Consider the following 12,370-nt stretch of genomic DNA (forward strand, 5'->3'; position numbering starts at 1 on the left):
TCCGGAGAGGAATGAACCCAATCCGGCGGACTGACCGGTCAATCGTTCTGGCTTAGACTTCTTCGTCTCCTGTTCGGCTTCATTGGATTCATTCCTACAAGTACAACGATGCGTTTCATCAGATGGTGAGTCAAGGCTTTTGGGTAGACTCATTGGCACCAATCGGTCGATCGGCGGGAGAGGCAGTCCATGGAGCCCCGGCACATCGAGATCGCGCACGAGCTCATGGAGGAGATCGATCAGGGGCGCTATGTCCCCGGCCAACCCCTGCCCACCGAGGACCGGCTGATCGAGACCTACCGCACCTCGCGCAACACCGTCCGGCGGGCGCTGCACGAGCTGGCCAGCCGCGGCCGCATCGACACCAAGCAGGGCAGCGGGAGCCGGGTGCGCGACTACCGCCCCACCGTCCACCTGGCATCGCCGCTGCAGGGCCACTCCGACGACGAGCGCTACGCCAACTACCTCGACCGCATGCGCCGCGAGCACGGTGTCGATCCGCGCGAGGACCTGAAGGTCGGACGGGAACCCGCCACCGGGACACTCGCCCACCTGCTGGACCTCGACCCCGCCGAGGACCGGGGCTTCGCCGTCATCCGCCGCTGCGACCGCTACGTCGGCACGCGGCTGTGGGAGCGCCAGGAGTCCTACTACCCCGACTTCATCGCCGAGGGCACCGACCTGGACCGCCCGGCCAACGTCCCCGAGGGGACCAAAAAGCTGCTGGCCGAACTCGGCTATCCGCAGACCGGCTCATGGGACGTCATCGGCGCCAAGATGCCCTCGCTCAAGGAGTCCTCCCGGTTCGCGCTCGGCCCCGGCGTTCCGCTGCTCGTCCACGAACGGGTGGCCTACTCCGACACGACACCGATCCGGTTCACCCGGACCTACCTGCCGGCCGACCGCCACCAACTGCTCTACGCCGAGGGGGCGATCGAGCCGGATCTGCTGCACACAGCCACCGACGTCAACGTCTACGACCGCTGACCGGCAGGCCGCCCGGCCCGGTCCGCCCGGTTCCGCGAACGAGGGGAGGCACGAACACCGACCGCTAACCGCACAGCCGGCGCCTCAGGTCCGCGCAGTGATGACCGCATCCGGCCGCCCGGGCCCGACGACCAGCGCCCGGGCACCGGTAAGGCAACAGTGCGGGCAAAGGTCGGTCATGCCCTACCGGAAGGGGGTATACCTCCAGGCGATTGCGACCCTTTCGGGAGAGGTGTATCGGTGAAAGAGGAATCCCCCGGTTTCCATTATCCGGCCAGCCGGGAGCGGGTCCGCGACGCCGCCGGCGGGCACGACGCCTTCGACCGGTTCGTCGTGGACTCCGGTCGGCGGCCGAGTAAGGAACTCCAGGTCGAGCGGACGGACCAGGCGCCGCCCTCCGTCGCTTCCCGGCTGGGCACCTCCGCCGCACTCGTCAGGCGGGCCGTGCGTGCCGTCGACGGGCGCACCGTCGCGCTCGAAACCTCCTACTACCCCGGCGACCTGGCGTCCGGCACGGAGCTGGAAGGCCCTGACGACATCGCCGTCGGCACCATCCACGTGCTCGCCGCGAACGGCCACCCCCAGACCGGCTACCGCGACGAGGTCGCGGCCCACGCCGCCTCCGCCGACGACGCGGCAGCGCTGGGCGTCGAGGCCGGAACGCCCGCGGTGCGCACCCTGCGCACCGCGTGGTCCCACCGGCGCGTGCTGCGGGTGACCGACACGGTGACACCGGTGGGATCCGGGATGGTGCTGTGCTTCGAGACCGGCGCGCCCGCCCCCGAGGCGACCGGGGAATGACCCGCCGGCGCCGCGCGGCCTCACGCCGCGCGGCGCCGGCGGGTGAGGAAGTCGCGGACCACGTAGCCGCCGAGGCGGTCGGTGTCGGGGCGGACGACGCGGCCGCCGTTGCGGCGTGCCACCTCGTCCACGAACCGCTCCAGGCGCGGGTCGTCGGCCAGGAGGAACACGTTGAGGCCGGCGCCGCGGCGGGTCATGCGGTCGACCTCGGCCAACGTCGCCGCGGTGGTCTCCGACGACGGCGGCCAGGCGAAATCCGCCGAGCCGTCGCGGCGCAGGTGCGCGGTGGGTTCGCCGTCGGTCACCACCAGCACGATCGGCTCGAAGTCGGCGTGGCGGTCCAGGTGCCGCCCCGCCAGCAGTAGGGCGTGCTGGAGGTTGGTGCCCTGCACCGGCTCCCAGCTCAGCTCGGCCAGCCCTTCGGGCGGCAACTCGCGCGCGTAGTCGCTGAACCCGACGATCTGCACGGCATCCTGCGGGAACCGGGTGGTCACCAGTGCGTGCAGCGCCATCGCGGTCTGCTTCGCGGTGCCCCACAGGTCGCGCAGCGCCATCGAGTAGGACAGGTCGACCAGCAGGCACACCGCGGCCGCGTCGCGGCGCTCGGTCTCGGCGACCTCGAAGTCGTCGGGCCGCATCCGGACCCGGCCCCCGGGTTCGGCGCCGCTCCGGGCGATCGCGTTCTGCAGGGTGCGCACCACATCCAGCGGCTCCTCGTCGCCGAACACCCACGGGCGCGTGGCCCCGGTCGCTTCGCCGGAGTGCCCGGCGGCGTCGTCGGAGTGCCCGCCGGGGCGGGGACTGTTCGCGGGGTCGGCGAACACCTCGCGCAGCGCGGTCTCGCCGAGCCGGCGCACCGCCTTGGGCGTCAGCCGCAGCCGGTTGCGCGCCCCCTCGACATAGCCCTGCTCGCGCAGTTCGCGCTCGACCGCGCGCAGCCGCTCCAGGTCGTCGACCGCCCGGCGGCCCAGTGCCCGCCGCACCGCGTCCTCGTCGACGTCGTCCACCCCGGCCCCGGCGTAGTGCTGGTTCAGCGAGGTGTCGAGATCGGCGAGGTCGGCCAGCTCCTGCAACGCGGTGGTGGCGTCGCCCATGCCGAGCCCCTGCTCGCCTTCCATCCGTTCGCCGCCGCTCCAGCCGAGGTCGGGGCGGCGGGCGCGCAACGCGCCGGAGAGCCGGTCCAAAGCCCGGCTCATTCCCGACTGCGCGTCGGCCTCGTCCATCAGCCCCTGCAGCTGCGACCGCTGCTCAGGCGTCAGCGAGTCCATCATGCGCCGGGCCGCGGCGGCGCGCCGCGCCAGGGAGTCGACGAGTTCCTCCAGGTTCCGCGGCCGGGGCTCTTCCGGGAACATGTCGCCGTAGGAGTCCATGAAGCGGTCGAAGCCGGCCTGGGTGTGCTCGCCGCGCTCGTCGGCGTCCAGCATGTCGTTGAGGGCGTCGACCATCTCCCGTACCCGCCGCATGTCGTCGGGCGTACTGTCGGCCAGCGCCTCCTTCATCCCCTGGAAGCGGGTGTCGAGCACTTCGCGGCGCAGCAGGTCGCGCAGCTCCGCGAAGCTGTCCGCGGCCGCCTGCGAGCGCCACCGGTAGTCCGACAGCCGCCGCACCGCCGACGAGGTGTCGTCGGGAAGGGAATCCAGTTCGGCCTCGCGGATCCGCGCTTCGTCGGAGGGATCGGGGAACAGTTCGGCGCGCTCCTGGCCCAGGGCGCGGTCCAGCAGGGCGCGCGCCTGCTCCAGCGTTCCGTCCAGGCGCCCGCGCGAGCGGAGCTGCTCACGGCGCCGCCGGACCTCGCCCAGCAGGTCGTCGAGTCCGCGCGCGCTCTGGGTGCCGCGCCGCAGCAGGTCGCGCAGCGCCCGCTTCGGGTCGGTGCCGGCCATGACGTCGCGGCCCATCTCGTCGACCGCGGAACGCACGTCGTACGGCGGGGCCAGGGGGTCGGGTCCGTCGTCGTATTCGCCGTAGCGGAAGCGGTTCACGGTCGGTCTCCCCTACTCCGGCGGAGGTGCGGCGGTGTGTCCGGGTCAGGTCCGGTAGACGGTGCGGTCGTCCACGGTGTCTTTGGACAGCCGCCGGTTCAGGTACAGCCCTTCCAGCGCGAACTCCACGGCCGCGGCGGCGAAGCCAGGGGTCTCGCCGGTGTCCTCGTCGGGGGACAGGCGGGCGATCAACTCGGCCAGGCCGGGCAGCGGGCCCAGGCCGCGCAGCAGCGCGGCGCCGCTGACCAGCTCCCCGGACTCCACCGTGCCGCCGTCGGCGAACAGGTCGGTGAGCGCCGTCAGGTCGGCGCCGCCCAGCGTCCGGCGGAACGACTCGGCGGTGGCCCGGCGCAGCAGGTGCGCCAGCACCTCGCGTTCGCGGCCCTCCTCGCCGACTTCGAACTCGACCTTGCCCTGCAGCGTGTCGACGATCGGCGCGAGGTCGCAGACGCGGGCGACCGGGCGGTCTTCGCCGGTGAGCGCGCCGCGCCGCTGCGCCGAAGCGGCGACGGTCTCGACGCCGGCGACCGCGAAGCGCGCCGAGACGCCCGAGCGGTCGTCCACCGACGAGGACGCGCGCACCAGGCGGGTGAACCGCGCCACGGTCTCGACCAGGTGCCGGGGCACGACGACGTCGGAGACGAGGTCGGCCTCCTGGTGCACCAAGCCGACCTCGTCGTCCAGCTCGTGCGGGTAGTGGGTGCGGATCTCGGCGCCGAACCGGTCCTTGAGCGGAGTGATGATGCGGCCCCGGTTCGTGTAGTCCTCGGGGTTGGCGCTGGCGACCAGCAGCACGTCCAGCGGCAGGCGCAGTGCGTACCCGCGGATCTGGATGTCGCGCTCCTCCAGCACGTTCAGCAGCGCCACCTGGATGCGCGCGGCCAGATCGGGCAGCTCGTTGATGCAGAAAAGCCCGCGGTTGGTGCGCGGGACGAGCCCGTAGTGCACGGTCTCGGGGTCGCCGAGGCTGCGGCCCTCGGCGAGCTTGACCGGGTCGACGTCGCCGACGAGGTCGCCCACGGCGGTGTCGGGAGTGGCCAGCTTCTCGCCGTAGCGGCCGTCGCGGTGCCACCACGCCACCGGCAGGTCGTCGCCGGCCTCGGCGGCCAGTGTCCGGCACCGTGAGCACACCGGTTCGTAGGGATGGTCGTTGACGGGGCAGCCCGGCACGACCGGCGTCCATTCGTCCAGCAGCAGGGGCAGGGTGCGGATCAGCCGGGTCTTTCCCTGGCCGCGCTCGCCCAGCAGGACCAGGTCGTGGCCGGCGAGCAGGGCGCGCTCCACCTGCGGCAGCACCGTGGCGCCGAAGCCCACGATGCCGGGGAAGCGTTCCCGTCCGGCCCGCATGCGCGCCAGGAGGTTGTCGCGCACCTCGTGCTTGACCGGGCGGTGCACGTGCCCGGAAGCCCGCAGGGCGCCGAGCGTGGTAGGGGCGGTGTGGCCGTTGGTCGAGGCAGACACGGTGCCGAGTCTATGCGCGCGTGCCGATTCCGCCAGTGGTCCGGGCCCTGCCGTGCGGCTCGGTCGGCTCTGCGGCCGGATGTGGTGAAATACGCCGGGCGCCGAACGGGTTTGACCGCGTGTGGCTGGGAGTATGGTCCGGTTGGAGACGTCGGGTCCGATGAGCGAGGTGGCGGTCGATGGCCAGGTTCGGTGACGCGTTGGCGACGGGCGCCGACCTTGTGAGCGCCGCCGAGCGGGCGGTGCTGGAGGCGACGCGTTCGCTCGACGCCCCTGCCGACCTCGTCTGCTTCTTCGTGTGCGGCGCCGACCCCGACGAGGTGACCCTGGCGGGTCGGCGTGTCATGGAGCTGGCCGGCGACGCGGTCACCCTCGGATGCAGCGCCACGGGTGTGGTCGGGGCCGGCCGGGGCATGGAGGAGCAGGGCGGGGTGAGCGTGTGGGCGGCGCAGTTGCCCGATGTGACGCTGGCGCCCTTCCGGCTCGACGTCATCCCCGAGGGCGACCACTTGGCCGTCGTGGGCATGCACGAGCCCGACTCCCACGACCGCGCCGCGCTTCTGCTGGTCAACCCCTACGAGTTCCCGGCGCAGTCGTTCGTGGAGCGCTCGACCGACGCGTTGAGCGGGCTGCCGATCGTGGGCGGGCTCGCCGACGGCATGCGCGGCCAGGATTCGGTGCGGCTGTTCTGCGGCGGCGAGGTCGTCGACGCGGGCGCGGTCGGGCTGATGCTGGGCGGCGCCGGTGTCGTTGGCACCATGGTCAGCCAGGGGTGCCGACCGGTCGGCCGCGCCATGGTCGTCACGAAGGCCGAGGGCAACGTCATCCTGGAGCTGGCCGGGGATTCCGCCTACGAGCGGCTGGAGAACCTGGTCAACTCGCTTCCGCCGGAAGAGCAGGAGCTGGCGGCCAACGGCCTGCACATCGGTATCGCCATGGACGAGTACGCCGACAGCCATGAGCACGGCGACTTCCTGGTGCGGTCGGTGGTGGGCGCCGACCCGGAGGAGGGCTCGCTCACCATCGGCGACATGGTCGAGGTCGGGCAGACGGTGCGTTTCCAGGTCCGCGACTACGACAGCGCCACCGCCGATCTGGTCGACCGCTTGCAGGTGTTCGACGAGGAGACCGGCGGGCGCAGCTCGGCCGCGCTGCTGTTCTCGTGCAACAGCCGCGGTACGGCGATGTTCTCGACCTCCGACCACGACGTCCGGGCGGTGCAGCAGAACCTCGGTGTCCAGAGCGTGGGCGGTTTCTTCGCCGCCGGCGAGATCGGCCCGGTCGCGGGGCGCAACCATGTGCACAGCCTGACCGCCTGCCTGCTGGCTTTCGAGAACTGACGCGGCCCGGTGCGCCCGGCGCACCCGTCCCGATCGGGGGATCTTCATCCTGCCCTGTTCCGGTGCGCCCGGCGCGTCGCGATTGCCGCTTTTCGTGTTTTCCCTCTTACTGAGAGTGACTCAGTGAGGGGGCAAGATGTCGGTTTCCTGGGGACAGGCCGCGTGTGCCGCAGTGTCGGGTGTTCTGCTGTCCGTTCCGCCGCTGGCTCTGGGGCATGCGCATCCCGCGGCGGCGGAGGCGCCCGCCGGGCCGCCGGGCACGGGGTGGATCGAGCGGGATCCGTCGGCCGCCGACCGGGTCGGCGCCGAGCTGACCGGCGACGGCGACCTCCGGCTGCCCGTGCCGGAGGCGCCCGCTTCCGCCCAGCGCACCACCGGGCCCCCGGGCACCTCGGCCACCTTCCCCGCCTACGCCCTGGAGGAGTCCGCGCACGCCGTCGACGTGTGGGTGGACCTCGCCGGCACCGCTGAAGGGATGGTCGTCGAGGCGCGCGGTGTACGCGTCGACGGCATGTGGACCGAGTGGCGCACGCGACGGCCCGAGATCACCCGGGACGAGGGCGGGGAGCAGGCGGAAGGGGAAACCGAGGGGCAGGCGCTCGGCCGAATCGGGCTGCCCGGCCCCGTGGCGCGGCTGCAGGTGCGCCTTGCGGTCAGCGGCGCGCAGCGGGACGGTTCCGCCGGTTCCGAGCAGCGCCCGGATCCCTCGGCCGTGGTCTCCGACGTGCGGCTGCGTCCGGTGGGGGCCGACGACGCGGACGCCGCCGGCGGAGAGCCGGAGGGGGAGGGGGCGGAAGGCGGCGGGTCCGCGTCGGGCGCGTCGGACGAGGACGGGCCGGACGAGGCGCCCGGCGGGGGCGGCTCCGGTGACGGCGCCGCCGAAGAGCAGGACGACGAGGGCGGCGCCGACGGCGGCGGGGCGGACGAGGAACCGGGGGAGGACGCCGGTTCCGGGACCTCCGGCGACGCCGACCAGGACGAGGGCGGCGACGGTCAGGACGCCGAACACGCGCTGCCGGAGCGGCCCCGCCCCTACTCCGCGCGGGTGTTCGCGACGCGTATCGGCCAGGTCGGCCAGCTGACCGCCAACGGGCACCGCATCGGCGAGAGCGAGCATTTCGTCGCCCTGCCGTCGCGCCGCGGCCTGTCGGAGCGCGGCGCCGGGGACTACACGGTGCGGGTGTGTACCGAACCCGACGGCGGGGACGGCGGCCGCTGCGCCTACGCGCCGGTCTGGGACGTGGGCCCGTGGAACATCACCGACGACTACTGGAACCCCGACCGCCAGGACTGGACGGATCTCCCGCGCGGCCTGCCGCAGGCCCAGGCCGCGAAGCAGGACGGCTACAACGGCGGCCTCGACGGCTTCGGCCGGCGCGTACGCAACCCCGCCGGGATCGACCTCGCCGACGGCACGTTCCGCGAAGGGCTGGAGCTGCCCACCAACGCCTGGGTCGACGTCGACTACCTGTGGACCGCCGAGTACGCCCACCGCGGGGAGATCTCGGGTACCGCCGTCCGGGAGACGGTGCCGGTGCGGTCGGGTCCGGGCACCTCCTACCCCGAGCGCGGACTCGCCTCAGCGGGGGCATCGGTCGACGTGGTCTGCCACGTGCAGGGAACGGAGGCCACCGGGCCGCAGGGGCGCAGTGGCATGTGGTTCCGGATCTCCGAGCGCGACCACGTCCCCGCCGCCCACGTCCGCGGCGGCGACGGCGCACCGGCCTGCCCGGACGCCGATGCCGGCTGACGGCGGCGCCGCCGGGTGCCCGGGGGTTCGGCCTCCGGCACCCGGTACCGGGCGGGGTGACCGGCCGGTCAGCCGCGGACGACGACCGTTCCGCCGGCGCGATCGTGCACGGACCGCGCGTGCTCGGAGTCGGCCAGTCCGGCCAGGCAGTCGATCACCGTGAACAGGTGGCCCAGGCACGGCAGGGTCTGCGGGAGCCCGAACACGGCCGCGCGGCCCGCCGACTGCCCCTGGCGCAGGGGCCCGCCGTCGGCGCGGACGACCCGGATACCCAGCGTCGCCTTGCCCAGCGTGCGGCCGCCGGCGGCGTTGCACAGCCAGTCGTGCAGGAATACGACGGGTCCGGCGCCGAACACGAACAGGAAGGCCCACGCTTCGAAATAGGGGTCGGCGATGTCCTGCCGACCGGTGGAGACCTCGGCCAGCGCCGAGATCAGGACGAACGCCACGACGACGACCACGCTGATCACCGTGTAGTCGACGACGCGCGCGGTGAAGCGCCGGCCGAACGAGGCCGCCGGCCGCTGTCGGCCGCCCTGCGGCGCAGGACCGTAGTGGGCGGGAGCGCCGTACGGGCCGTGCGGGCCGTAGGGCCCCGCCGGAGGGCCGTGCGGCCCGTGCGGAACGCTGTTCCAGGAATACGGGGAAGAGGCCACCGGCACATAGTGCCACCGCAGGCGGCTGGTCGACCACCGGGCTGCGGCGTCGGACGCCCGGCCCTCGCCGGGCCCGGCCCGCGCGCCGGAGCGGCGGATCACGGACGCAGCACGGCGCGGATCCGCGCACGTCCGGTCGCCCCCGACGCGGCCGAGGGGCGGCCGGCCGGGGCCGCCCCTACTCGTGCGTTTCGCGCGCTCAGGTGATCCGTCAGGGGGACTCGGAGCCGTAGGGGACGGCGTCGATGATCTCGACGGAGGCGCTGCGGCCGTTGGGCAGCGTGTACGAGACGGATTCGCCGATCTTCTGGCCGTTGATGGCGCTGCCCAGCGGCGACTTCGGCGAGTACACGTCGATCGGCGCGCCGCTCTCCTCCCGGGAGGCGAGGAGGAAGGTGACCTCTTCGTCGTCGCCTTCGAACTTGATGGTGACCGTCATGCCGGGAGCCACGGTGCCGGCCTTCTGGGGCGCACCGCCGACGCGCGCGTTGCGGAGGATCTCCTGGAGCTGGATGATGCGGGCCTCGATCTTGCCCTGCTCTTCCTTGGCGGCGTGGTAGCCGCCGTTCTCCTTGAGGTCGCCCTCTTCGCGAGCGGCTTCGATCTTGTCGGCGATCTCGATACGACCAGTGCCCGTCAGGTGCTCCAGCTCCGTGTTGAGCCGGTCATACGCCTCCTGCGTCAGCCAGGTGACGTTGTCATCGCGGGTCTCGGTCACGGGAACTCCCTTGGTGCTACTAGTGACTGCGGCCGTATCGGCCGTAGATGAACTTACGAGATTATCACCGCGCCATTCGGACGACAGGGTGATAAACGCTGGTCCGCGCGGCGTGGCTGGAGGAGCGGCGTGGTCGGAGGCGGCGGGTAGCCGTAGGGCGGCGCGCCCCGACTACCTTGTGGGACTCTGTTCCCTGCACGAGCCCACTTCTACCGCGGAAGCCTCACGAATCGTGTCAACAGTCGCGGTGACATCGCGGATTCCCGACTCGACGTCGACGCTTTTCTGTCCCACTACCACGTGCTTGTCGTCGCGCGCGGTGATCACGCATTCCGCCGGGCCGTCGCTGTTGACCTGGAAACTCACACTGGCCTCGGCGGGCTCGGTCTGCCAGGCCACCACCTGGACCGAGGCCCCGGCGGATCCGCCGTAGCTCATTAGGGCGTATCCCCACCCGATGGTGAAGACCACGGCCGCGAGCAGCCCCACCACGAAGAAGACAGGCGTGTTGCCCAGACGGCGCCGCGTCCACGAGGCGGCGGACTCTTCGGCGCCGGACGCGGGCTCGGGCTCGCCGGCGGAGCCGGCAGGGCGGTCGGGCATACGGGAATCTCCGAACGTGGGGTCTACGTTGTCTAAGATAGCCCCGTCCCGGGTCGCCCCCGTCCCACCCCTGCCTTGCGGGTCCGCAAGGCCGGCGGCGCGGGACGATCCCGCGGGCGGACGCCTTTCCCGCCCGTACATTCGTCTCACGCGACTACCCAAGGGGACCGTTCCGTTGTCCGAGCGTTTGCGGCTGATGGCCGTTCATGCCCATCCCGATGACGAGTCCAGCAAAGGCGCGGCCAGCATGGCCCGCTATGTGCACGAGGGCGCCGAAGTGCTCGTCGTCACGCTGACCGGCGGTGAGGCCGGATCCATCCTGAACCCGGCGATGGACCGCCCCGAAATCCGCGACGACATCGCCGAGGTGCGCCGGAAGGAGATGGCCGAGGCCCGCGAGATCCTCGGCGTCCACCAGGAGTTCTCCGGTTTCGTCGACTCCGGCCTTCCCGAAGGCGACCCGCCTCCGCCGCTGCCCGACGGCTGCTTCGCTGTGCAGCCGCTGGAGACCGCCGCCGAGCCGCTCGTGCGCTCGATGCGGTCGTTCCGCCCGCACGTGGTCACCACCTACGACGAGCAGGGCGGATACCCCCACCCCGACCACATCATGACCAACAAGGTGTCGGTCGAGGCCTTCGACGCCGCGGGCGACCCCGAGCGCTACCCCGGTACCGGCGACCCGTGGCAGCCGCTCAAGCTCTACTACCACGTGTCCTTCCCCCGGGCGCGGTTCGAGCGGGTGGCCGAACTCCTCGACGCGCGCGGCCTGGAGAACCCCCTCACCGAGTGGCTGGAGCGGATGCGCAAGCGCGAATTCCCCGAGTGGGACATCACCACCCAGGTCGAGTGCGACGAGTTCTTCGAGACCCGCGACCGGGCGCTGATCGCCCACGCCACCCAGATCGACCCCAACGGCTTCTGGTTCGCGGTGCCGATGGACGTCCAGCGCGAGGCCTGGCCGTATGAGGATTACCACCTCGCGCGCTCGCTGGTGGACACCGACGTCCCCGAGGACGACCTCTTCGTGGGCGTGCGCGAGACGGTGCGAGTATGAGCGGCATGAACGCCCTTCTTACGCTCGCCGGCGAGGGACCCGCCGCCGAGACCGTCACGCCCGGCGTGCTCGGGTTCATCGCCATCGCCTCCATCGGCGTCGCGCTGTACTTCCTGATGAAGTCCATGCGCGAGCGCCTCGACGGCATCCAGGTCGAGCGCGACGACACCGGCGACGCCCGCGCGGATTCCGACTCCGCGGAGGCCGCCGACGAGGGCTCCGACTCCGCCGCCGACACGACGGGCACCGCCTCCCCGTCGTCGTAGGCGTCTGCGCCGCCTCCGCCGACCGCCCTGCGGCGAGGGCTGGGGCGGCGCTCAGCCGGTCGGGCAACGCGACCGCAGGGTCGCGACTCCGTCGCCGGTGAGGTCGTCGCAGTAGGCGGAGCGCCCGGCCATCGCCATGGTCAGCGCCAGCGTGCCGCCGCGCACCACGGGACCGGAGCCGACGGCGAACGGGCCGTCGTCGGCCTCCAGACGCAGCCCTGCGGCCGCTTTGCGGCTGTCGACGGTGAAATCGCGCACGGCGAAGAACCGTGCGACCTCGGTCACCGCGTCGCTCTCCGGGGTCGTCTCCAAGCCCAGCGGGTGCCGGATGTCCTGGCCGTGGACCACGACCTCGCCCAGCCACGCAGCCGTGTCGCGCGTGGGTGCCACCGTGCTGCGGATCACATCGCGGAAGCGGTCGAGCGTATCGGCGGGCGTGGCACCCCGGTACTCCTCCAGCCGTCGGCGATTGTGCACGTCGGGGTCGAACCGCGCGCCGGCGATGCTGCGCAGCCAGCGCAGCCTGCCCACGCTCGCGGTCGCCGTCAGGTGGGCCACGACCTCTTCCACGGTCCATCGCCCGCACAGCGACGGCGCGGCCCATTGCTCAGCGCGCAGACCGGAGAGGTCGTCGGCCAGTCTCGCGCGCTCCGCGTGGACGGACTCCCACAGCCGCTCGCGCCCAGTCTCCGCCATGACGCCATCCAAGCAGAACCCGGGAGGCGGCGCCGGCACCGCCGCGCCGCTTCCGCGGT

At 72.5% G+C, this 12,370-nt stretch carries 12 protein-coding genes; 6 read left to right on the forward strand and 6 right to left on the reverse strand.

Going from position 1 to position 12,370, the window contains the following annotated elements; genetic code table 11:
- The first annotated feature begins 189 nt into the window (after positions 1-189).
- Both HNR25_RS15580 and HNR25_RS15585 read left to right on the forward strand, forming a co-directional pair.
- The gene (locus tag HNR25_RS15580) at positions 190-987 is read left to right on the forward strand and encodes a GntR family transcriptional regulator (protein ID WP_184636175.1); all 798 of its coding nucleotides are present in this window, start codon (positions 190-192) and stop codon (positions 985-987) included.
- A gap of 240 nt (positions 988-1,227) precedes the next feature.
- On the forward strand, positions 1,228-1,788 hold the full coding sequence (locus HNR25_RS15585) for a UTRA domain-containing protein (protein ID WP_184636177.1): 561 nt from the start codon (positions 1,228-1,230) through the stop codon (positions 1,786-1,788).
- Positions 1,789-1,808: 20 nt separating this feature from the next.
- On the opposite strand, the gene HNR25_RS15590 is transcribed toward HNR25_RS15585, so the two are convergent.
- Together HNR25_RS15590 and HNR25_RS15595 are read right to left on the reverse strand one after the other, a co-directional pair.
- Positions 1,809-3,767, reverse strand: a complete 1,959-nt coding sequence (locus HNR25_RS15590) for a vWA domain-containing protein (protein ID WP_184636179.1) — start codon at positions 3,765-3,767, stop codon at positions 1,809-1,811.
- Positions 3,768-3,812: 45 nt separating this feature from the next.
- Positions 3,813-5,228 carry a sigma 54-interacting transcriptional regulator gene (locus HNR25_RS15595; RefSeq protein ID WP_312862566.1) on the reverse strand — a complete coding sequence of 472 codons (1,416 nt, stop codon included), beginning with the start codon at positions 5,226-5,228 and terminating at the stop codon, positions 3,813-3,815.
- 179 nt (positions 5,229-5,407) lie between these two features.
- Here HNR25_RS15595 and HNR25_RS15600 point away from each other — a divergent pair, with 179 nt between their 5' ends.
- Positions 5,408-6,568 carry an FIST signal transduction protein gene (locus HNR25_RS15600; protein WP_184636181.1) on the forward strand — a complete coding sequence of 387 codons (1,161 nt, stop codon included), beginning with the start codon at positions 5,408-5,410 and terminating at the stop codon, positions 6,566-6,568.
- A 136-nt stretch (positions 6,569-6,704) separates the two neighbouring features.
- Positions 6,705-8,318, forward strand: a complete 1,614-nt coding sequence (locus tag HNR25_RS15605; protein ID WP_246463680.1) for a DUF8814 domain-containing protein — start codon at positions 6,705-6,707, stop codon at positions 8,316-8,318.
- A 68-nt stretch (positions 8,319-8,386) separates the two neighbouring features.
- Here the strand turns inward: HNR25_RS15605 and HNR25_RS15610 are convergent, their stop codons facing one another.
- The 3 genes from HNR25_RS15610 to HNR25_RS15620 form a co-directional block, all read right to left on the reverse strand.
- Entirely contained in the window at positions 8,387-8,974 is a 588-nt protein-coding gene (locus tag HNR25_RS15610) for an RDD family protein (RefSeq protein ID WP_184636183.1), read from the reverse strand.
- A 211-nt stretch (positions 8,975-9,185) separates the two neighbouring features.
- Positions 9,186-9,692, reverse strand: coding sequence for a transcription elongation factor GreA (greA, locus tag HNR25_RS15615; protein WP_184636186.1), 507 nt, complete (start codon positions 9,690-9,692; stop codon positions 9,186-9,188).
- A gap of 171 nt (positions 9,693-9,863) precedes the next feature.
- Positions 9,864-10,295: a DUF4307 domain-containing protein gene (locus tag HNR25_RS15620; RefSeq protein WP_184636188.1), complete on the reverse strand. Its 432-nt coding sequence runs from the start codon at positions 10,293-10,295 to the stop codon at positions 9,864-9,866.
- Between the two features lie 175 nt (positions 10,296-10,470).
- Between HNR25_RS15620 and mca the strand changes: the two genes are divergently transcribed.
- Positions 10,471-11,349 carry a mycothiol conjugate amidase Mca gene (gene mca / locus HNR25_RS15625; protein WP_184636190.1) on the forward strand — a complete coding sequence of 293 codons (879 nt, stop codon included), beginning with the start codon at positions 10,471-10,473 and terminating at the stop codon, positions 11,347-11,349.
- 5 nt (positions 11,350-11,354) lie between these two features.
- Positions 11,355-11,615: a hypothetical protein gene (locus HNR25_RS15630; protein WP_246463683.1), complete on the forward strand. Its 261-nt coding sequence runs from the start codon at positions 11,355-11,357 to the stop codon at positions 11,613-11,615.
- 51 nt (positions 11,616-11,666) lie between these two features.
- Here the strand turns inward: HNR25_RS15630 and HNR25_RS15635 are convergent, their stop codons facing one another.
- Positions 11,667-12,311, reverse strand: a complete 645-nt coding sequence (locus tag HNR25_RS15635; protein ID WP_184636194.1) for a maleylpyruvate isomerase family mycothiol-dependent enzyme — start codon at positions 12,309-12,311, stop codon at positions 11,667-11,669.
- Positions 12,312-12,370: the final 59 nt, after the last annotated feature.

This window comes from Streptomonospora salina, from assembly GCF_014204715.1.
GTDB classification, from domain to species: domain Bacteria; phylum Actinomycetota; class Actinomycetes; order Streptosporangiales; family Streptosporangiaceae; genus Streptomonospora; species Streptomonospora salina.